This is a genomic window from Actinopolymorpha pittospori (genome assembly GCF_014873875.1).
GTDB classification, from domain to species: domain Bacteria; phylum Actinomycetota; class Actinomycetes; order Propionibacteriales; family Actinopolymorphaceae; genus Actinopolymorpha; species Actinopolymorpha pittospori.
On the sequence record NZ_JADBEM010000001.1, the window covers coordinates 9,154,623 to 9,174,765 of the forward strand.

Annotated in this window: 17 protein-coding genes; 4 read left to right on the forward strand and 13 right to left on the reverse strand. The window is 71.0% G+C overall.

Annotated elements, in window-relative coordinates; genetic code table 11:
* Positions 1 to 229 precede the first annotated feature (229 nt).
* From HEB94_RS42305 to HEB94_RS53970, 3 genes are read right to left on the reverse strand one after another with little or no spacing between them, the layout of a single operon-like run.
* Entirely contained in the window at positions 230 to 382 is a 153-nt protein-coding gene (locus HEB94_RS42305) for a hypothetical protein (protein ID WP_192755048.1), read from the reverse strand.
* 5 nt (positions 383 to 387) lie between these two features.
* Entirely contained in the window at positions 388 to 564 is a 177-nt protein-coding gene (locus HEB94_RS42310) for a hypothetical protein (RefSeq protein ID WP_192755049.1), read from the reverse strand.
* A 39-nt stretch (positions 565 to 603) separates the two neighbouring features.
* Positions 604 to 2,079, reverse strand: coding sequence for a recombinase family protein (locus HEB94_RS53970; protein WP_192755050.1), 1,476 nt, complete (start codon positions 2,077 to 2,079; stop codon positions 604 to 606).
* A 402-nt stretch (positions 2,080 to 2,481) separates the two neighbouring features.
* Here HEB94_RS53970 and HEB94_RS42320 point away from each other — a divergent pair, with 402 nt between their 5' ends.
* On the forward strand, positions 2,482 to 3,693 hold the full coding sequence (locus tag HEB94_RS42320) for a metallophosphoesterase family protein (RefSeq protein ID WP_192755051.1): 1,212 nt from the start codon (positions 2,482 to 2,484) through the stop codon (positions 3,691 to 3,693).
* A 133-nt stretch (positions 3,694 to 3,826) separates the two neighbouring features.
* Here the strand turns inward: HEB94_RS42320 and HEB94_RS42325 are convergent, their stop codons facing one another.
* Both HEB94_RS42325 and HEB94_RS42330 read right to left on the reverse strand, forming a co-directional pair.
* Positions 3,827 to 5,749: an HNH endonuclease signature motif containing protein gene (locus tag HEB94_RS42325; protein ID WP_192755052.1), complete on the reverse strand. Its 1,923-nt coding sequence runs from the start codon at positions 5,747 to 5,749 to the stop codon at positions 3,827 to 3,829.
* Positions 5,750 to 5,947: 198 nt separating this feature from the next.
* On the reverse strand, positions 5,948 to 6,514 hold the full coding sequence (locus HEB94_RS42330) for a hypothetical protein (protein WP_192755053.1): 567 nt from the start codon (positions 6,512 to 6,514) through the stop codon (positions 5,948 to 5,950).
* Positions 6,515 to 6,805: 291 nt separating this feature from the next.
* On the opposite strand from HEB94_RS42330, the gene HEB94_RS42335 reads away from it, so the two are divergent.
* Positions 6,806 to 8,020 carry a PucR family transcriptional regulator gene (locus HEB94_RS42335; RefSeq protein WP_192755054.1) on the forward strand — a complete coding sequence of 405 codons (1,215 nt, stop codon included), beginning with the start codon at positions 6,806 to 6,808 and terminating at the stop codon, positions 8,018 to 8,020.
* Positions 8,021 to 8,032: 12 nt separating this feature from the next.
* Here HEB94_RS42335 and HEB94_RS42340 read toward each other — a convergent pair whose 3' ends face one another.
* From HEB94_RS42340 to HEB94_RS42375, 8 genes are all read right to left on the reverse strand, one after another.
* Positions 8,033 to 8,365: a YnfA family protein gene (locus HEB94_RS42340; RefSeq protein ID WP_192755055.1), complete on the reverse strand. Its 333-nt coding sequence runs from the start codon at positions 8,363 to 8,365 to the stop codon at positions 8,033 to 8,035.
* Positions 8,366 to 8,420: 55 nt separating this feature from the next.
* Complete coding sequence (locus HEB94_RS42345; protein ID WP_337918347.1) at positions 8,421 to 9,584, reverse strand: uroporphyrinogen-III synthase; 1,164 nt, start codon at positions 9,582 to 9,584, stop codon at positions 8,421 to 8,423.
* The gene (gene nirD, locus HEB94_RS42350) at positions 9,581 to 9,931 is read right to left on the reverse strand and encodes a nitrite reductase small subunit NirD (protein WP_192755056.1); all 351 of its coding nucleotides are present in this window, start codon (positions 9,929 to 9,931) and stop codon (positions 9,581 to 9,583) included. Before nirD ends, HEB94_RS42345 begins: the two co-directional genes overlap by 4 nt.
* Positions 9,928 to 12,501 carry a nitrite reductase large subunit NirB gene (gene nirB, locus HEB94_RS42355; protein ID WP_192755057.1) on the reverse strand — a complete coding sequence of 858 codons (2,574 nt, stop codon included), beginning with the start codon at positions 12,499 to 12,501 and terminating at the stop codon, positions 9,928 to 9,930. Before nirB ends, nirD begins: the two co-directional genes overlap by 4 nt.
* Positions 12,498 to 14,051: an FAD-dependent oxidoreductase gene (locus HEB94_RS42360; protein WP_192755058.1), complete on the reverse strand. Its 1,554-nt coding sequence runs from the start codon at positions 14,049 to 14,051 to the stop codon at positions 12,498 to 12,500. Before HEB94_RS42360 ends, nirB begins: the two co-directional genes overlap by 4 nt.
* Positions 14,048 to 16,162, reverse strand: a complete 2,115-nt coding sequence (locus HEB94_RS42365; protein ID WP_337918350.1) for a molybdopterin oxidoreductase family protein — start codon at positions 16,160 to 16,162, stop codon at positions 14,048 to 14,050. The genes HEB94_RS42360 and HEB94_RS42365 overlap by 4 nt, the downstream gene beginning before the upstream one ends.
* A 56-nt stretch (positions 16,163 to 16,218) precedes the next feature.
* Positions 16,219 to 17,676 (reverse strand): MFS transporter, encoded by a 1,458-nt coding sequence (locus HEB94_RS42370; protein WP_337918351.1) that lies wholly within the window; start codon positions 17,674 to 17,676, stop codon positions 16,219 to 16,221.
* Between the two features lie 169 nt (positions 17,677 to 17,845).
* Positions 17,846 to 19,069 carry an FAD-dependent monooxygenase gene (locus HEB94_RS42375; RefSeq protein ID WP_192755059.1) on the reverse strand — a complete coding sequence of 408 codons (1,224 nt, stop codon included), beginning with the start codon at positions 19,067 to 19,069 and terminating at the stop codon, positions 17,846 to 17,848.
* Between the two features lie 85 nt (positions 19,070 to 19,154).
* Between HEB94_RS42375 and HEB94_RS42380 the strand changes: the two genes are divergently transcribed.
* Together HEB94_RS42380 and HEB94_RS42385 are read left to right on the forward strand one after the other, a co-directional pair.
* The gene (locus HEB94_RS42380) at positions 19,155 to 19,799 is read left to right on the forward strand and encodes a TetR family transcriptional regulator (protein WP_192755060.1); all 645 of its coding nucleotides are present in this window, start codon (positions 19,155 to 19,157) and stop codon (positions 19,797 to 19,799) included.
* A gap of 4 nt (positions 19,800 to 19,803) precedes the next feature.
* Positions 19,804 to 20,139, forward strand: a complete 336-nt coding sequence (locus HEB94_RS42385) for an SSI family serine proteinase inhibitor (RefSeq protein ID WP_192755061.1) — start codon at positions 19,804 to 19,806, stop codon at positions 20,137 to 20,139.
* The last annotated feature ends 4 nt before the right edge of the window (positions 20,140 to 20,143 follow it).

Here is a 20,143-nt window from a genome sequence, read left to right on the forward strand (position 1 = left end):
TTCGGAGCTCCTTCGTGCCGACCGCCTCCAGGTGGCTGAACGGGGGCCAGACGTCCTCGTCAGGACCTAGCTTGAAGTGTTCGTTGCGCTCATACGTCCTGGGCACAGCGCGGTCCTCTTCCCCTCCCCCTCGGAGGACAGATTACGGCGTGCAACCGACCACCTCTGAACGCAAGAGCGCCCGCCCTCCCCTGCTAGCGGGAAGGACGGGCGCTCGTCTGCGGTGGGTTTACACGCGCCGCCGGGCGACGCGTCGGAATGCATGGATCTCAGCCGCGAGCATCGCGAGGCGAAGGTCGTTCTCACGGTCGTGCTGGAGCCGCACTGCCAGCGCGACGACGGCGACCGCTACGACCGCGACGGCCGCGCCCAAGAGCCACATCGCCCTTAAACCCTGTCGTCCCGGTCGAGCGTGGAGAGGCCGTTCACGGGGTCGGCGATCGAGAGCTCGGTCGTGATCCCGTCCGCCATGAGGGAGGAGCGGCCAAGACCGCCGTTCGGCGTGCCGTTGCCGCTCGACGACCCGTTGCCGCTCGACGACCCGTTACCCGGCGCGTGCATCATCTCTAGAGCTTCCTTCACCGGGAAGGGGCCTTTCGCGTTTCAGAGGTTCTCAGTGCTCCAGCGGAGAGAGGCTCGCTTTCCAACTGGGTAGCGCCCGCGGACCGGGCTGGGTGCGACGTCGACGGCTTCGAGCGCGGACAGCAGGAGTCCCCGGCGAGCTTCGACGCCCTCCGTCTTCGACCACGCCTCCGCGAAGGTCTCCCCCGTCCGACGAGTGCGTACCTCGGGCGCCGCGGTCTCGGCCTCGCGAGCCTTCGAGCGTGCGGACTTCAGCGTCGCGAGCCGATCGGTGAGCGCGGCGACGTCGGCTCCGTCCTCGGCCATGCTGGCGAGCGTCTCGGAGATCGCGTGCTCGATATCGACGAGCGCGGGAGCCGGATCCTCGGCCTCGACCGGCTCCAGCTCGACGACCTGGAGGCGGCCGATGGTCGCGAGGAATTCGGAGACGACGTACGCCTCCAGATGGCCACGGTTGACGCTCACGGGCGCGGGACACCCACGCTGCTGGCACCGGTACTGACGGGCTGCGCCCTGAGCCGCTGTCGCGCGATACATCAACCCTCCGCAGGATCCGCACCGCGCGAGCCCGTACAGGAGCGCGGGCTCGGCTCCCGCTCGCTGACGCGTTCCCGGGAGCTTCGCGGCGTCGAGAATCGCGAGCAACTCGCGGCGCTCTGCCGGTGTGATGATCGCTGTCGACTCGTCGACGACGGGGAGTCCGTCCACGTCCCGTAGGACGTCCGCTCGGCTCTTCTCGCCAGGCTTGCGACCCGGTGTGTATGTCGTCATGCCCGCAAGCGCCGGAGCCCGGAGAATCGCCTCCACCGATGCCTCATGCCACCTCGCGGAGTCCCTCCGGCCGCTACGTGAGCGCGGCTCGACGCCGGACGTCTCCAGCCACCGCGCGAGCCCGTAGAGACTCTCTCGGGCGAACGCACGGACGACCATCTCGCGGACGTAGCCGATCCGGTCCTGGTCGTGCGCGAGGACCATCCCGGGACCGTCAGGGTTCGGGACGTTGATGAAGCCGAACGGCGGGCGCCCTCCGGCACGGCGGCCGGTCGAGATGATCGCACGGCGGGCGGCCTTCACGCGCGCAGAGATCGCGGCGGCTTCCATCTCGCCGAACACCGCGAGCATCGTCGCGAACGCTCGGCCGGAGGGAGTCGTCAAGTCGATTGGATCCTCAACTGCGACGAGGCCGGCGCCACGGGCTCGGAGCGTCTCGTCGGCGTGTAGGAAGTCGAGGACGCGCCGTGCGAGCCGGTCGACCTTCCACACGATCACGGCGTCGTAGCTCTCGCTCGTGTCGAGCAGGCTCCGCCATCCAGGGCGATCCTCGGGCCGGTTCTTCGTGGCGCTCACGCCGTCGTCCACGGCTTCGGCGACGACCGTCCAGCCGCGAGCGGCGGCGTACTTTCGACCGGCGTCGAGCTGGCGCTCGATCGAGATGGACTCCTCCGTAGTTACGGATAGGCGCGCATATAGACCAACTCGTCCGAGTGGGCTCGTCACGTCCTAAGACTACGCAAATAGCGCACTACTAAGAGCAGTACCTCTCCGACCAGAAGAACCCGAACGGTTACTGCGGCCTCCAGGGCACCGGTGTGGTCTGCCCGGTCGGCATCGTGACGTCCGACGGCTGACCCACCGCTCCAGCGGTCCCCTTCCCGGACGGCGTGTGAGCCCGCACGCCCTCAGCCTCCGAAGACGCGCCTCGACACCGCGCTGCGTGTGACGCTGATTCGGAGGCTCCGGGTCGCATCGACACCTTCGTACTCGGCGAAGCACATGCGCAACCGACAAGCGGTTCGGGTGCGCTTCATCCACGCATCATCGCGGCGACGGTTGCTGGCGCCCGCCGCTCGCTAGGGTCCCCGGCACCACCCCTCCCCGCATAAGAGGAGACGACCCGCGATGACCGAGCACGACCAGCAGTCGACGGGCCAGGACACCGAGCACAGCGCCGGCTGGGACCGGCGCGACTTCGTCCGGATGGGCGGCCTGGGCACCGCCGCCCTCGCGCTCGGCGCCACCGGAGCGCTCGCCGGCGCGGCACCGGCCAGTGCCTCCAACAACGACCGGCCGCTGCGGTTCAAGTCCGACGGCACGTTCAAGATCGTCCAGTTCAACGACACCCAGGACGACGAGCGGATCGACCGGCGCACGATCGAGCTCATGGAGAAGGTGCTCGACGCCGAGCAGCCCGACGTCGTCGTCCACAACGGCGACAACATCACCGGTGGCTGCGCGAACGCCACCGAGATGAAGCAGGCGATGAACAACGTCGTCCAGCCGATGGAGGAGCGCGGGATTCCGTGGGTCGTCGCCTACGGCAACCACGACGAGGACTCCACGCCCGACACCGGGATGGACGAGGAGGACATGCTCGCCTTCTACCGTTCGTACCGGTACAACCTGAACCAGCCGAGCCCGCGCGGCGTCACCGGCAGCGGCAACATGAACCTGCTGATCCGTGGCGCCCGCGGCCAGCGGCCGAGCTTCAACCTGTTCCTGCTGGACAGCGGCCGGTACGCCCCGGAGGCCATCGCCGGGCAGGACTTCGAGGGCTACCCGACCTGGGACTGGCTGCGGATGAACCAGGTGCACTGGTACACCGAGACCTCCAAGCTCGTCGAGAAGCAGGCCGGCCAGAAGGTGCCGGCTCTGATGTTCATCCACATCCCGCTCTGGGAGTACCGCTTCATGTGGTTCGCCAGCGTCGACAGCCGCACCGCCGCCGACCACGAGCGCGCCGTCGCCAAGCACAGCATCGTCGGCGAGCGCAACGAGGACGAGTGCCCCGGCCCGTTCAACAGCGGCATGTTCTCGGCCATCCTCGACCGCGGCGACGTCAGGGGCGTCTTCTGCGGCCACGACCACGTCAACACCTACGTGGGCAACTACTACGGCGTCATGCTCGGCTACGCGGGCAACACCGGCTTCGGCACCTACGGCCTCAGCGGCGCCGAACGGAACCGGCTGCGTGGCGCGCGGGTCTTCAACCTCACCGAGCAGGACGACGACGTCGATATCGAGACCCACATGGTGTTCGCCGCCGACCTCGGCATCGACCTGACGGCGAACGACCAGAGCATGGACCCGCTCCCGCTGCCCCGCCGCAAGTAGTTCCGCACCGGCGTAAGCCAGGCAGCACGCCGTTGACGATCAGGTGACCTACCCGCAGCGAAAGCCGGCGCGTAGGTCGCCTGATCGTCGCGTGTGCCCGTGCCGACGGAGAGCCCCACCTTCTTCCGGCACGTCATGCCGCGGGCCGCATTCGACGGTGGTCCTGCGCGTCGAGGATGACGCCGACGGCGTAGTCGAGGTCGAGTGGGTCGCCGTTCCACCACGGTGGCGTGAGTACATCGGGCCCGAACGACTGATCCGCGCGAGCCAGGCGATCATGTTCGGCCGAGTGGCCAGCGTTCCGATCGCTCCGGTCGCCTTCGTCGTCCTGGTCGTCCTGGCTGTCCCGGTCGTCCTGGCTGTCGCGGTCACCGGGCAACGCGGGCGACCTCGGGACCGGAGAACCATCCGGTCCGAAGAACCGGAACCCTCCGGTGGCTGCCGGAGTCACGGTGAACCCGCCCTCGTGCATGAGCCAGTGGTGGAACCTGCACAGGAGGACGAGATTGCGTAGGCGGGACTCTCCACCGTGCGCCCAGTGCTTCGCGTGGTGAATCTGCAGGCCGTGCCGGGTGCTACAACCCGGTGCGGTGCAGGCGCCGCCGTCGCGGATCCGCACCGCACGGGCGGTCGCCGCCAACGGGAACCTCGTCGCGTCGCCAACGTCGAGAATCTCCCCGGAGGCATCCCGGAGCAGTCCGACCACGGCTGTCTCACAGGCCAGCCGTCGCGCTGTCTGCGGGTGGAGCGGCGGCCCGTCGTCGAGACCGCATGGGCCCGGCCGGTCGGCTGGCGACAGTCGCGAGTCCCCGGCCTCGGGTGGGTCCGCTGTGGCCGCGAGTGATGCGGCGTCGACGTGAACGATCACGCGGTACTTGTCACCGCCGTTCACGAAGCCGGGTGTGTGCGCGAGTTGCGTCTCGGCCATGAGCGCGAGTGCGTCAGCGGCGAGTGCGGCCCGCCGCCCTGGGTGTAGCCGTAGGGCGGCAGCCGACGAGCAGCGGGTTTCGTGGCTGGCACGGCGACCTCCAGGCAGTCTGCCCTCCGCGCGGGCCTGGTCCGGGCCGGTCGAACCTTCCGCGGAAGAATCCGTGCTGTCGTCGTTGTCGATGTCGTCGATGTCGTCGTTGTCGATGCCGTCACCGTCGCCGGCAGGCTGATCGAGAGCGCTGTCGTCGCCGCCACGCTCATCGTCGGGTGCGCTGTCGTCACCCGCGGCGGTGGACTTCAGCAAGGTGTCCATGGCCGCCTCCAGGGCCGCGACGACCACCCTGCCCTCTTCGGGTGCCATCCGGCCCCGGATCACCAGCGAACCATCGTCGGCATACCACCACCGCAACTCGCGCCGCATCGCTCGGTGTTGGGCGGCCTGCAGCGAGCGGGCCGCGCGACACCCGTGCGCGATCCGGTCCAACTGGGCGGCGGTCGAACTCCTGGCCAGAACGAGCAACTCCTCTTCCTCCCGCTGGTCGGCGGTAGGGGCGGGGCCTGCTCCCGAGGCTGTCGCGGGATCGACAGGTGACGCATCGTCCGATCCAGCGGAAGCACCTTCCGACGCTGGGGATGACGGGACTGCCCGGATGCCTGAGGAACCAGGGTCAGCCTCCCCCGCCTGTTCACCGGCCGCGGCGATGCGGGTGAGGGCGCGAACCTTGGAGTAGGACAGTCGACCGGCCGCGAACTCCACGGCGATCCTTGGCAGTCCTTCCAGGGCACGGCCGACGCGCAGGTGCTCGTACGCCGCGGCCAGACTCATGCCACAGCGCCACGACAACCACTGGGCGCTCGACCTGCAACCCGACGCACGCCAGCCCTCACGCCGGTCGAACTCGACCAGGAGCCGCAGCCACTGGGAGGTTGTCGCCGCGATCCGCGCCGCACCCGCGCAGATCCGCGACTCCAACGACTCCAACGACGTCGCCACCTCAGGGCCGGGAGCGGCGTCGCGAACCTGACCTCGATCAGGCTCCGGAGGACCCGGACGGGCGCCCAGGGCAGGACTGGGTGTGCCGGGTGCTGGCCGGGCGGGCTCACCGCCGTCGCTGAAATCGCTCATACGTTCGAGCGTAGGTGCGGCCACCGACAGCGCCCGTCCGACAGCGGAGGAGCGGCCGAGCGTCAGGGAGCGTTCTTTCCGGCGGGTGGAATCACCCGAGCGCCGAAGAACTCTCGCGCATCCCTGCGCGGGAGAGTTCGGCGACGGTGCACGGACTCTCCCGCGGAAGAACGACAACCGCTCCGCGTGAGGGAGTGCTCAGCTCGCGCCGGACGTCACCGGCTCCGCCGCTGCCCGCTCGGGAGCGATCCGCGCGGACGCGGAGGACGCGCCCGGATCCGACTCCGAGCGTGCGGACGCGGTGCGCTCAGCTTCGCCGCGCCCGGACCCGCCACGTCCAGATCCGCTGCGCCCAGATCCGCTGCGCTCGGTCCTGCTGCGCTGGGATCCGCGGCGCTCGGTGTCGCCGCGCTCGTCCTCGCCCCGCTCATGCTCCCCGTCGCCAGACTCGCCGATGCCGGGCTCGCCGATGCTGGCGCCGACGCCGGGCCTGATGAGTTCGGGTGCGGTGAGACGAGGTGCGAAGAGGTCCGGCGGAGCGGCTCCTGGGCCGTCTTGCGTTCCTCGGCCGACAACCTCGAACTCCCCCGGGAAGAGCACTGTGTAGCGCGGAACGCTGCCCTCACCGAGGTCGATGAGGTAGGAGCGGTCCGGGGTCGCGTGTGTGTCGAAGACGTGTCCTTCAGTGCCTGGCTCGATCGTCTGGAAGCCGCTGCGGATCTCGATCGTGGTCCGGATCCGGTCGGCGAGTGCGACCTTTGTCATCTCGTGGTCTCCCCTGGCGCGGGCCGCGGATACCCATATCCCCTGCGCGACGGGTCGCGTTCGCCTGGACGCCTTGCGCGTTCACGCGTTCCGACCCCTCCGCCGCCACTGCTCATTGCTTTTCGGTCACTGATGTACTTCCGACTACAGCTGCGCATCCACCGTCGTCCGCCCGGCCGGTCAACAGTGGGTTGCACGCGCAACCGTGATCAGTATGCAGAAGGTAACCCGCTCTTACCCATGGATCGCCGGATTTGCACCATCCCTTTGTGACGGATAACAATCACGATCATGGATGCCGCGCTTTTCGACCGGTTGACCTCCCTCGTTCCGGTCCTCGCGCGGCGCACTCTCGAACGGCTCGTCGCGGAGGTTCCGGCCGGCACCGTTCTGCCGCGTGAACTCGCCGAACACGAACTCGACAAGATCAGCGGCCTGGTCGAGGACGACCTCCGGCTCTATCTCCGGATGCTCGCCGAGGAGCGGATGCCGACGTTCCTCGAGTTGTCCTCCGTCATGGACGCCGCCGCTCGCCGCGCTCAGGAACGCATCGCGCTGGCGGACACCCTGACGATGCACCACGTGGGCCTTCGACTGGCCTGGGAGGAGATCGTCGCCAGGTTGTCCCCCACCGACCAGGTCGACGTCGCGCGGTGGGCCGGCCACCTGCTGCGGTACGTCCAGGTCGTCACCTCCTGCGTCTCCACGGCGTACGTCGAGGCGCAGGAGACCATCCACAGCGCCGAGCACGAGGCGCGGCGGGCCCTGCTGGCGGCGCTCCTGGCCGGTCGACCCGCCGCCGCGTATGCCGAACGGGCTGGCCTGCGACTCGCGTCCTCCTACCTCGTCGTCGTACTCGCCCTCGGTGGGGCCGACGCGTCCGGTCCCGCCGGTCGAACCATCGGCCTGCTGCGACAGTCCCGTGGGGTGCAGGAGGAGTTCGACCGGTACGCCGGTACGCCGGTGTTGTGTGCGGCGGACGTACGCCTCGGCACGGCTCTGGTGCCGGTTTCGGCCGACGCCCTGCCGGAGCCGCGCGCCGGGCTCGACTCTCTCGCCGAGCGGCTGGCCTCCGTCGTCGGAACGCCGGTGATGCTCGGCGCGGCCGATGCGATCGGGCTCCATGCCATTCCGGCCGCGGTCACCCAGGCACGCGACGTCGCCTGGCTCGCGCTCGGACTGGGCCGACCGCCCGGCGCGTACCAGCTCTCCGACGTCCTGCTAGAGTACCAGCTGACCCGGCCTGGCGCGGGTCGCGACAAGTTGGCGAGGTTGCTCGACCGGCTGGACGGACATCCGCACCTGCTGGAGACGCTGCTCGCCTACCAACGCAGCGGACACAACCGGCGGCAGGCCGCCGCGACCCTCCACGTCCACCCCAACACCCTGGACTACCGGCTGAGCCGCGTCGCCACGCTGACGAACCTCGATCCGGGACGGCCGGCGCACGCCCAACTCCTGGCCGCCGCCGTGATCGCCCGGACGCCGCTGCCTACGTCGACCTGATGGCCGGGCGTCTCACCGACGCGGCGCGTACATGATCACCCCGACGCCGACCAGGCACACCGCGGCGCCGAGAAGGTCCCAACGGTCGGGGCGGAAGCCATCGGCCACGACCCCCCAGAGGAGAGATCCCGCGACGAACACGCCGCCGTAGGCCGCGAGGATCCGCCCGAAGTGCGCGTCCGGTTGGAGCGTCGCGACGAACCCGTACGCGCCGAGCGCGACGACGCCGCCGGCGATCCAGAGCAGGCCTCGGTGCTCCCGGACGCCCTGCCACACGAGCCAGGCGCCACCGATCTCGGCGAGTGCGGCGAGAACGAAGAGGACGAGGGAACGGCCCACGGTCATGGACCGCACGTTACGACCGTGGAATCGGGCAGCGCACGCCCGGCCCCGGCTGGGGTCAGGGTGCGACCGGTTGGGTGGCGGCGGGTTCGACGGCCAGGCGATACCCCCGCTTCGTGACCGTTCGGATGATGCGGGAGTCGCCGAGGCGGGCGCGCAGGCGCGCGATGGCCATCTCGACGGCGTGCCCGTCCGCGCTGCGGGGCAGCGACCGGAGCAGGTCCGCCCGGGAGACCACGCGACCGGGACGATCCGACAGGGCGCGCAACAGCGTCATGGGCGCCGGAGCGAGCGTGCGCATCGTCCCGTCGACGATCACCGCGTGTCCCCGGATCTCCAACTGGTGGCCGGCGACCTCGACCATGCGGGTCCGGTGCTCGGGGAGCCGCTCCGACAGCGCGCGGACCAGACCACCGAGCCGGGATCGGGACGGCTGCAGGGTTGCCACGCCGTACCGGTCCAACGGGCCCGCGGCGACCGGGCCCACACAGGCGGCGAGGACGTCCTCGCGGAAGGCCGCCAGCATGGACTCCCGGCCCGATCCGGCGACCTCGAGCAGGGCCGCCGCGGCGGGGGCGCTGGTGAAGGTGACCGCGTCGACGTAGCGCAGCCTGATCAGCTCGACCAACCGGACCAGCGGGCTGATGTCCTCCGGGAGCACCCAGCGGTAGACCGGCACCTCGAACACCTCGGCTCCGGCCTGGCGGAGCGCCGCCACGAAGTCCGGCAACGGCTCACCGTGGAGTTGGACCGCGACCTTCTTCCCACGGACCCCGGTCGCGAGCAGGTGGTCGAGGACCTCACTCGAGCACTCAGAGTCGGGCGCCCAGGCCTCGGTGAGCCCCGCCGCCCGGATCGCGCCCCGCGCCTTCGGCCCCCGGGCGATCAACCGGGTATCGGCAAGCGTCGAGAGCAGCCCGTCCGCGAGCCCCGCGCTCTCGGCCGCCTCCAGCCACCCGCGGAAGCCGATCCCTGTCGTCGCGACCGCGATGTCGATGCCTTCGGACAGGCAGGAGCGGGTGGCCTGCTGGAGGGCCCGGTCATCGGAGAGCGGCACGATCCGGATGGCCGGTGCCTCCACGACGCGTGCGCCGCGGCGTTCCAGCAGCGCGACCAGTTCCTCGCGCCGCCGCGCGGCCGTCACCCCGACCGTGAACCCGGTGAGCGGACGGCCTTCCCTCTCCTCCGCCATCGGCGGTCGGACCGGCTGGGTGAGACTCACAGGTGTTCCCGCACGCCGATCGATACGACGCCCTCGCGGCACGCGACCGGGTAGGTCGGGATCCGGACACCCTCGTCGGTCAGGCACACGCCGGACCGCAGATCGAAGACCTGCTTGAACATCGGCGAGGCGAGGGTGGGCATGCCAGCGGACGTCCCGACGATCCCGCGCGACATCACGTACGCGCCGGAGAACGGGTCGTGGTTGCCCACCGCGTACAGCTGACCGTCGTAGGTGCGGACGAGAGCCACCTGCGTCTCGCCCACCAACGCAGCGACGGCGCGTTCGGGAACCAGGTCGTCGTAGGCGCACACCGACACCCAGATGCGGTCCAGAGTCGCGGTCATCCGTGAACCTCCTGTTGCGCTCGGGTCGCCAGGGTCGGTCCGGCGACGAGGACAGGTGCCCCAGCGGGGACCGACTGGCCGCGCTGGGTGACGAACTCGATCGAGGGGTCCGGCGTACCCGGTGCGTTGACGAACGACACGAAGCGGCGCAGCTTCTCGGGGTCCTCGAGAGTCGCGCGCCACTCGTCCGCGTAGGTCGCCGCGTGCCGGCTCATGGCGGCGTCGAGGTCGGCGCAGAGACCGAGCGAGTCGTCGACGATCACCGAACGCAGGTAGTCGAGTCCGCCGTCCAGCCCCTCGATCCAGGCCGACGTCCGCTGCAGCCGGTCCGCCGTACGGATGTAGAACATGAGGAACCGGTCGATCGTCCGCACCAGCGTCTCGGTGTCGAGGTCGGTCGCGAACAGATCTGCGTGGCGGGGCCGGAAGCCGCCGTTCCCACCCACGAAGAGGTTCCAGCCGTTCTCCGTGGCGATCACGCCGACGTCCTTGCCGCGCGCCTCCGCGCATTCGCGGGCGCAGCCGGAGACCGCTGCCTTGATCTTGTGCGGGGAACGCAGGCCGCGGTAACGGAGTTCGAGCTCGATCGCGAGGCCGACGGAGTCCTGGACGCCGTACCGGCACCAGGTCGTGCCCACGCACGACTTCACGGTCCGGACCGCCTTGCCGTACGCGTGGCCGGACTCCATGCCCGCGTCGACGAGGCGCCGCCAGATCTGCGGCAACTGCTCCACCCGGGCACCCAGCAGGTCGATGCGCTGCGCCCCGGTGATCTTGGTGTAGAGGCCGAAGTCGCGAGCGACCTCGCCGATCACGATGAGCTTGTCGGGTGTGATCTCCCCGCCGGGGATGCGGGGTACGACGGAGTAGGTGCCGTTGCGCTGCAGGTTCGCGAGGAAGTGGTCGTTGGTGTCCTGCAGCGCGGCCTGCTCACCGTCGAGGATGTGACCGTTCCCGAGGCTCGCGAGGATCGACGCGATCGTGGGCTTGCACAGGTCGCAGCCGCGGCCGGTACCAAGCTCGGCCACGATCGAGGAGAACGTCCGCAGCTCCCGCACCCGGATCAGGTCGAACAGCTCCTGCCGGGAGTACGCGAAGTGCTCGCACAACGCCTTGGACTGCTCGACGCCTGCCTGCGCGAGCAGCGTCTTGAGCAGCGGTACGCAGGAACCGCAGCCGGTGCCGGCCCGGGTGCAACTCTTGAGCGCGGACACGTCGGCACACCCGTCGCCGACCGCGGTGAGGATGTCGTCCTTGGTGACCGCGTGGCACGAGCACACCTGCGCGGTCCCCGGAAGGTCTCCCTGGATCTCACCCGAGCCGAGGAAGTCGGCGAGCTTGCCCGGCAAGGGGCCGCCGACGCTCGCCCGCAGTGTGGCGTATGCCGAAGCGTCTCCGACGAGAATGCCGCCCAGCAGCGTCTGGGCGTCGTCGGTCAGGGCCAGCTTGGCGTAGATGCCGTGCGCCGGGTCGGAGTAGACGACATCGAGTTCGCCGGTGGTGTCGCCGAAGCTCGCCACGTCGACGCCGAGCAGCTTCAGCTTCGTCGAGGTGTCACCGGAGACGAACGTCGCGGGGGTCGCGTCACCACCCGTGAGGTGCCGCGCGACGACGTCGGCCATGGCGTAGCCGGGCGCGACGAGCCCGTAGACCCTGCCCTCCACGCAGGCGCACTCGCCGACCGCGTAGATCGCGGCGTCCGACGTACGGCAGGACTCGTCGACGACCACTCCACCCCGCGGTCCCACCCGCAGGTCACACGCCCTGGCGAGCTCGTCGCGCGGGCGGACGCCGGCCGCGAAGACGACGGTGTCGACCTCGACACCGGGGAACGAGCCGGAGTCGGCGCAGGGTTCTTCGGCGGAAGAATCCGTGGCGTCTCCCGCGGAAGAATCGCCGGCGAAGACCATCCGCCCGACGGCACCGTTCGGGCCGGGTTCGAGACGTTCGGTCTTCGTCCCGGTGTGCACGGTCAGGCCGAGCGCCTCGACGTGCCGGCGCAACATGGCGCCGCCGGCCTCGTCCAGCTGCATCGGCATCAACCGGGGCGCGAACTCCACCACGTGTGTGCGCAGCCCCAGCAAGCGGAGTGCGTTCGCCGCCTCCAGCCCGAGCAGCCCGCCACCGACCACGGCGCCGACCCGCTTGCCCGCGCAGTGGGTCCGGAGAGCCTCGAGGTCGTCGAGGGTTCGGTAGACGAAGCAGCCCGGCAGGTCGTGCCCGGGCACGGGCGGCACGAACGCGGACGAGCCGGTCGCGAGAACGAGCGCGTCGTAGGGGTGCTCCCCCGACCTGGTGAGGACGACCCGGCGCTCCCGGTCGATCGACACCGCCGGGTCGCCGAGGCGCAGGGCGAGCGTGGGGTCGCCGTCGTAGAAGCCGTCGGGTACGAGGGAGAGGTCCTCGGCCGCCGTGCCGGTGAAGTACGCCGACAGGCCGACCCGGTCGTAGGCGGCGCGGCTTTCCTCCGCCAGAACCGTCACGTCGCACCGCCCGTCGGTGTCCCGCGCGCGGAGCGCCTCGACGAACCGCTGCCCGACCATGCCGTTGCCGATCACGACGAGCTTCATGCGACCCCCTCTTCCTCACGTACGTCGGACCCGGCCGCGGACTCGCAACCGGACTCGGCTGCGGACTCGACATCGGGTTCGGAAGCGAGCTCGGAACTGAGCTCCGAACCGGGTTCGGGTTCGGCGGACAGCGCGCCGACGAAGCCCTCGATCGTGTCGCGGCACCCGCCGCAACCCGTGCTTGCGCGAGTGGTCGCCGTGACCTCGGCGACGGTGCGGGCGCCGCCGAGCCAGGCGCGCGCGATGGCACCGGCCGTCACGCCGTTGCACTGGCAGAGCATGCTGTTCGCCGCGGGCACGGCAGCGGCGCCCGCCGCACCCGAGCCCGCCGCACCGACCCCACCGACCGCGCCACCGCCGGGCCGTGCGAACAGCAACGACCGAGCGTCGGTGGGTATCGGTGCGCCCCGGTCGAACAGTTGGGTGAGGGTGCCGACGCTGGGGTTGTCGCCGAGCAGGATCGCCCCGACCAGCCGCCGTTCCCGAATCAGGACCTTCTGGTAGATCTCGCGCGCCGGGTCGGCGAAGGTGACCACCTCGGTGTCCTCGTCATGGGGGTGCGGGTCGCCCATGGCGGCCAGGTCGACGCCGCGTGCCTTCAGTCGGGTGACGAGCCGCGAGCCGGTGTAGCGCGCCGGCCTGCCGCAGATCCGCCCCGCGGCCACCCGGGCCTGTTCCCACGCCGGGGCGAGCAGGCCGTAGACCCGGTCGCGGTGCTCGACGCAGTCACCGATGGCGTAGATCGACGGGTCCGACGTACGCATGCCGTCGTCCACCACCACACCACGGCCCGTTCGCAACCCCGCCTTGACGGCGAGCTCGACATCGGGCCGGACGCCGCAGGCGATCACCAGCAGGTCGGCCGGGATCGCCGTGCCGTCCGCCAGGACCACCCCGCGGACCCGGTCGCCTCCGACCACGGCGGCGGTCGCCGCGTGCAGCCGTACCCGTACGCCGAGCCCTTCGAGGGTGCGGGTGAGGATGCGGCTCGCGTCGCCGTCGAGCTGGCGCTCCATCAGCTGCCCCCGCGCGTGCACCAGGTGGACCGACAGGCCGAGGCCGGTGAGTCCGCGTGCCGCTTCCAGGCCCAGGAGGCCACCGCCGAGCACCACGACGTCGCGGGCACCGTCCGCGGCGGCGAGGATCCGCCGACTGTCGGCGAGGGTACGGAACACCGCCGCTCCCTCGACCAGCTCGCCGTCGGCCCGGGTGAGGCCGACGATCGGGGGGACGACCGGACGGCTGCCGGTGGCCAGCACCAGGGCGTCGTAGCGGGTCCGGCTCCCGTCGTCCGCACGGACGGTCCGGCTTACCGGGTCGATCTCGGTGACGGCCACTCCGGTACGCAGGTCAAGTGCCCCGGAGGCCTCGGGGAGCAAGAGGTCGTCCTCCTCGACCCGTCCGGCCAGCAGTTCCGGCAGCAGGATCCGGTTGTAGGCGCGGGTGGGTTCCGCGCCGAAGATGACGACCGGCCGCTGCGGGTCGAGTGCGCGCAGGTCGGCCGCGAACCGCGCGCCCGCCATGCCGTTGCCCACCACGACGACGCTCATGCGACCAGCTCCAGGCGTACGGCGCACACCTTGAACTCCGGCATCCGCGACGTCGGGTCCAGGGCCGGGTTGGTGAGAGTGTTGGCGCGGCCGGCACCTGGCCAGTGGAACGGCATGAACACCGTGTCGACCCGGATCGAGTCCGTCAGCCGCGCGGGCGCGACCGCCGAGCCCCGCCGGCTCACCACCCGAACGTCGTCGCCGTCCTCGATACCGTGCCGTTCGGCCAGGGCGGGATGGAGTTCGACGAACGCGCGTGGCGCCGCGGCGGCGAGGGTGGGTACCCGCCGGGTCTGGGCACCGCTTTGGTACTGCGCCCGCACCCGACCGGTCGTGAGGTAGACGGGGTAGGCCGCGTCGATGTCCTCGACCGCGGGCCGATGGTCGACCGGAACGAAACGCGCCCGCCGGTCCGGTGTCGCGAAGCCGTCGAGGAACATCCGCGGCGTGCCCGGATGGTCCGCGTCCGGGCAGGGCCAGAAGAGGCCGTCCTCGGTGTCGATGCGGTCGTAGCTGATCCCGGCGTAGTCGGCGACACCGCCGGCGCTGGCCCGGCCGAGTTCGTCGAAGACCCGCTCCGGGTCGGTGTCGATCGCCGCGTCGTGACCGAGTGCCCGCGCGAGGCCGGCCAGGATCTCCAGGTCGGTGCGCACCTGTGCGGGTGGGGGCCGTAGGCGCCGCCTCCGGATGACCCGCCCTTCGAGATTGGTCATCGTCCCGTCCTCCTCCGCCCACTGCGCGCTCGGGAGTACGACGTCGGCCAGGGCCGCCGTCTCCGACAGCACGAGATCGGCGACGACGAGGAGGTCGAGGCTCGCGAGTCGTTCCTCGACCCGGCCCGCCGCCGGCGCCGAGACGACCGGGTTGGTCCCGAACACCAGGAGGGCGCGGGGCCCTTCCGGCCGGCCGAGCGCGTCGAGGAGTTCGGTCGCGCTCGGGCCGCGACCCGGGATGCTGTCCGGGTCGACACCCCAGACCGAGGCGACATGTGCCCGCGCGGCCGGATCCTCGATGGAGCGGTAGCCGGGCAGTTGGTCCGACTTCTGCCCGTGCTCGCGGCCACCCTGACCGTTGCCCTGTCCGGTGAGGCAGCCGTAGCCGGAGCCCGGGGTTCCCGGCAGGCCGAGCGCCAAGGCGAGGTTGACGAACGCGCTGACCGTGTCGACGCCCTTCGCGTGCTGCTCCGCGCCGCGTGCCGTCAGCACCATCGCGCGCCCGGCGTGGGCGAGAAGGCGGACCGCCTCGTGCTGGTCCGCGACCGGCACACCGGTGAGCCGTTCGACGCGCTCGGGCCAGTAGGTCATCACGATCGGGCGTACGTCGGCGAACCCGGTGGTACGGGACTCGACGTACTCCCGGTCGACGTACCCCTCCACGATCGCGATGTGCAGCAGCCCGAGCGCCAACGCCAGGTCGGTGCCCGGCGTGAGCTGCAGGTGCAGGCGGGCCCGCGCCGCGGTCTCCGTACGCCGGGGATCGACCACGATCAGGCCACCGTCGCCAGGGCGTTCGGCGGTGAGGAACCGGAGGAACGGCGGCATCGTCTCTGCGACGTTGCTCCCCACGAGGAGCACCGTGTCGGCCTCGGCGATGTCGGCCATCGGGAACGGCAGGCCGCGGTCGAGCCCGAAGGCACGGTTCCCCGCGGCCGCCGCCGACGACATGCAGAAGCGGCCGTTGTAGTCGATGTTCGGTGTCCGAAGGACCGTCCGCGCGAACTTCCCCAGCGCGTACGCCTTCTCGTTCGTCAGCCCGCCACCGCCGAGCACCGCCACCGCGCCGGGACCGGACTCCTCCTGCGCCCGCGCGATTCCGGTGGCGACCACGCCGAGCGCCTCGTCCCAGGTGGCGGGACGCAACGCGGCGCCACGGCCGCGCCGAACCAGCGGCGTGCGCAGTCGTTCCGGAGAGCTCAGCAGCTCAGCCGCCGTCCAGCCCTTCTGGCACAGGGCAGCGCGGCGCCCACCGGCCGCCCGCGGCGCCACCTCGACCTGGTCCGGTCGGGCCGTCGCGGGTGCCGGGCGCAGTTCCATCCCACACTGCAGAGCGCAGTACGGGCAGTGCGTCGCGACCCCGGGCATGTCGACGAGCGTGCGATCCCACGGTTTCACGTCTGGGTCTCCTAGGTTTCGGATCTGCTAACGGCGGCTCACTTTGGGTGCCGACGTCACACGGATACGTCAGCAAGACTCGGCAAACGAGCGGCGAGGACCCGTCGGCGCAGGTAAAACCACCAGGTCACACCGAGGCAGAACACGTAGAACAGCCCATACGCGGTCACTGCGGTCGCGACCGACCCCGTGGCCGACAGGGAGGCGCCGTACGCCCTCGGGATGAGGAAGCCGCCGAACGCCCCGACGGCGGAGATGATGCCGATGGCCGCACCGGCCTCGGTCAGGCTGGTCCGACGGGCGTCCGGGACGCCGGCGCGTTCGGCCCGCTCGCCCTGGCGGCGGAAGATCGCCGGGACCATGCGGTACGTCGAGCCGTTCCCGACACCGCTCGCCGCGAACAGCACTCCGAACGCCGTCACGAACAGCGCGAGCGAACCCGACTCCACCGCCACCAGCAACAGCGCCATACCGGCCGCCATCACCACGAAGACGACGAAGGTCACCCGGGCACCACCGAACCGGTCGGCGAGCAGACCACCGACTGGCCGCAGCAGCGAACCGACCAGCGCGCCGAGGAAGGCGTACCTCGTGGCACCGGAGTCGGGGAACACCGTCGTGGCGAGGAGCGGAAAGGCGGCGGAGTAGCCGATGTAGGAGCCGAACGTCCCGACGTAGAGGACCGCCATCACCCAGGTGTGCGGGCGCTTCGCGGCCCCCACCTGACCCTGCACGGGCGCCCTTGAGACCGCGAGGTTGTCCATGAACAGCCATGCGCACACCGCGGAGACGAGAATCAGCGGAAGCCACATCAGGCCGGCGAAGGCGAGGGTGGTGCCGGCCCCGGCGTTGATCACGATGGGCACGAGGAACTGCACGCTGCTGGTGCCGAGGTTCCCGCCGGCCGCGTTGAGACCGAGGCCGATCCCCTTGCTGCGTTCGGGATAGAAGAAGGACATGTTGGTCATCGAGGAGGCGAAGTTGCCGCCGCCGAGGCCGGCCGTGGCCGCGACCAGGACGAAGAACCAGTACGGCGTTCCCGGGTCGCTCACCGCGAACGCGAGCAGGCCGGTCGGGACGACCAGCAGCAGGGCGCTGGCGACGGTCCAGTTCCGTCCGCCGAACCTCGGTACGGCGAACGTGTACGGCACCCGCAGCACCGACCCGACCAGGCTCGGCACCGCGACCAGCCAGAACAGCTGGTCGACCGAGAACGCGAACCCCACCGCCGGCAGGCTCACGACCACCACACTCCACAGCAGCCACACCGAGAAGGCGAGGTGCTCGGCGAGGATCGAGAAGATCAGGTTCCTGGTCGCGATCCGCCGACCCGTTCGCCTCCAGAACGACTCGTCCTCGGGGTGCCAGTCCTCGATCCAGCGGCCGGTCGAACGCGGATTGCCCGGGTCGCCCGGTTGGTCCGGCTGGCCGGGTTGCCGAAGCTGGCCGGGTTGGCGAACGTGGTCTGGATGGTCAGGACCGGCAGTCTTCGTCACGGCCTTCGCGCTGGTCACGGCGTCCTCCCACAGTCGAAATCTGCTTCTCCGTGGGGACGCTAGGAACCGGCTGTTTCACCTCGGGACGCCTGCGACGGACAGGCGGTTAAAGAGGCCGCACATGTCCGGCCGGGTCACGGTGAGGTCGCGTCGGTCATCGGCACGACACGAGCGGACGCCGGTCGGGTCAGCGCGCGCTGGTGGTCGCCGTGGGCTGCCAGTCCGTGGCGGCGGTGAGGCTCCTCGCCGCGCCGTTCGCCGGGACGACCGAGATCAGCCGGTCTCGTACGGCGGCCACCCAGGGATGCCGCAACTGCCCGATTCGCCCGAGCAGGCGGGCCTGGCGGGCCAGACCTGTCGTACGGGCCCGGCGGAGCCGGTCGTACCTCGGCAGCCCCGCGGGTACGTCGGCGACCGCGGCCGCGCGGAGCACGGTCGCGAGCTCGACCGCGTCCTCCAGGGCGAGGCAGGCGCCCTGCCCGAGGTCGGGCGTCATCGCGTGGGCGGCGTCGCCCAGCAGCGCGAGTCGGCCGGCGACGAAGGTACGCGGGAGGGGCCAGAGCAACTCGACGTCGTTGCGGATGATCCGCTCCGGCGGCGTCGCCGCGAGAACGCGGCCCACCGGGTCGTGCCAGCTCGCGAACAGCTCGACCAGCCGGTCCCGCCGACGGGCCGCGTCGAACTCCTCCGGACGGTACCGGGGATCGGCGTGGGCGAGCGTGGCGTACCAGTAGATGCCGCCGCTACCGAGTTGGAGGAACCCGAAACGCTGACCGCGTCCCCACGTCTCACTCCCCGACTCGAGCGCGGGGGCCAGGTCCGGCGAGATGAGTCCACGCCAGGTGACGTAACCGGCCGAACGGACGGCAGGGCGTGGGTCGACGGCCGGGCGGAGGGCGCTGCGAACGCCGTCCGCGGCGACCACCAGGTCCGCGGGGTACTCCTCGGGGCCCGCGTCGCCGTGCGCGTGGACGACCGCTTCGACACCGCGCTGGTCGACCGCCGTCACCGTACGCCCGACGCGCAGCGACTCGGCCGGCACCAGCGCCCGCAACGCCTCGTGCAGCGCTGCCCGGGTCACCATCAGTGGGCTCGCGGTGAGTCCCCCACCCGATCCTGCGCCGGCACTCTCGGACCCGGCTGTCACGCGGGTGAGCCAGCGTCCGTCCGACGTGCGGAGCCCGACCATGCCGCGCATCGCGTCCCGGGCGCGCAGGTGCACGCCGAGGTTCGGATCCAGCGCCTCCAGCGCACGCAGGGCGTTCGGCCACAGCGCGAGGGCCGAGCCCGTCGCGCGGACCTCGGCACCGTGCTCGAGCAGGGTGACCGACCAACCGTCCCTCACCAGGGCACCTGCCGCCGCAAGTCCGCCGACACCCGCGCCCACCACCACCGCTCTGCGTCGTGCCATCACCGCTCCCTCTCTACAAATGTAGAGTCGCCCCGACGAGCTGCACACTACAGCTGTAGAGGCCGCACCGGTAGGGTCGCGCACTGTGAGTCGTTCTCGGTCCGAGTTGCTTCTCGACGCGGCGATCTCGGTGGTCGCCGAGTCCGGGCTGCGCGGGCTCACCCACCGCGCGGTCGACGCTCGGGCCGAGGTGCCCTCGGGCTCGACGAGCTACTACTTCCGGACCCGTGCCGCGCTCCTGCATGGACTGCTCGGCCGCCTGCTCGACCTCGACGAACGGGACACCACGCGGCTCGGCGAAGCCCAGCCGGACGCGACCGAGCAGGACAGGGCCGAGCCACCCGAGCCCCCCACCAGTCCGGATCTTGACACCCTCACCGACGCCTGGACCCGGCTGTTCCAGTACTGGCTCGGCCCGGGCCGCGAACGCCTGCGCGCCCGCTACGCCCTCTACCTGGAAGGGCGCCACCACCCCGAACTCCGGGAGATGCTCGACACCGCGAGCGCGCGGATCGTGGCCGGGGCGGAGCAGTTCCTCACCGCCGTCGGTGCGCCCGCACCTGAACGGGACGCACCGTTCCTCATCGCCCTGCTCGACGGGATCCTCTACGACCAGGTGATCCGGGCCGACCCGCCCGCCGACGGCGCCGAACTCCGCCGTCGTATCGAGGTCGTACTCCGCGCCGTCTGGCGGCCGGCACCGCCAGAAGCCGAATCAGCGGTTGAATGAAGCCATGACGACACCCACCACGCGTCTCACCGTCACGGTCTGGGACCGTCCGGACGCGGCGCCGCGGACCTGGGAACTCATCGCGAACGACGGGAACGAGGAGGTGGCCGCGGCCGGCACCCATCCCGATCCGGGCGGCGCAATCAGTGCGATCGCGACCGCCACCCGCCCGTTCGAACCGGTGCCACGGGACGCCATGTGCACCCAGATCTACGGCGGGCCGCAGCGTGCGCGCATCGAAGGTGTGTGGCGGGGCCAGCCGGTGTCGGCGTCCTACGACAAACACAACGGCTGCGAGATCGCCCGCTGGAAGGCGCTGAGCGCCGTCCTCGACGCCTGAGCGG

Excerpts from the sequence above, each read along its gene's own strand:
- HEB94_RS42305 (WP_192755048.1), bottom strand. The coding sequence starts at position 382 with ATGTGGCTCTTGGGCGCGGCCGTCGCGGTCGTAGCGGTCGCCGTCGTC.
- HEB94_RS42310 (WP_192755049.1), bottom strand. The coding sequence starts at position 564 with ATGATGCACGCGCCGGGTAACGGGTCGTCGAGCGGCAACGGGTCGTCG.
- HEB94_RS42320 (WP_192755051.1), top strand. The coding sequence starts at position 2,482 with ATGACCGAGCACGACCAGCAGTCGACGGGCCAGGACACCGAGCACAGC.
- HEB94_RS42325 (WP_192755052.1), bottom strand. The coding sequence starts at position 5,749 with ATGAGCGATTTCAGCGACGGCGGTGAGCCCGCCCGGCCAGCACCCGGC.
- HEB94_RS42330 (WP_192755053.1), bottom strand. The coding sequence starts at position 6,514 with ATGACAAAGGTCGCACTCGCCGACCGGATCCGGACCACGATCGAGATC.
- HEB94_RS42335 (WP_192755054.1), top strand. The coding sequence starts at position 6,806 with ATGGATGCCGCGCTTTTCGACCGGTTGACCTCCCTCGTTCCGGTCCTC.
- HEB94_RS42340 (WP_192755055.1), bottom strand. The coding sequence starts at position 8,365 with ATGACCGTGGGCCGTTCCCTCGTCCTCTTCGTTCTCGCCGCACTCGCC.
- nirD (WP_192755056.1), bottom strand. The coding sequence starts at position 9,931 with ATGACCGCGACTCTGGACCGCATCTGGGTGTCGGTGTGCGCCTACGAC.
- nirB (WP_192755057.1), bottom strand. The coding sequence starts at position 12,501 with ATGAAGCTCGTCGTGATCGGCAACGGCATGGTCGGGCAGCGGTTCGTC.
- HEB94_RS42360 (WP_192755058.1), bottom strand. The coding sequence starts at position 14,051 with ATGAGCGTCGTCGTGGTGGGCAACGGCATGGCGGGCGCGCGGTTCGCG.
- HEB94_RS42375 (WP_192755059.1), bottom strand. The coding sequence starts at position 19,069 with ATGGCACGACGCAGAGCGGTGGTGGTGGGCGCGGGTGTCGGCGGACTT.
- HEB94_RS42385 (WP_192755061.1), top strand. The coding sequence starts at position 19,804 with ATGACGACACCCACCACGCGTCTCACCGTCACGGTCTGGGACCGTCCG.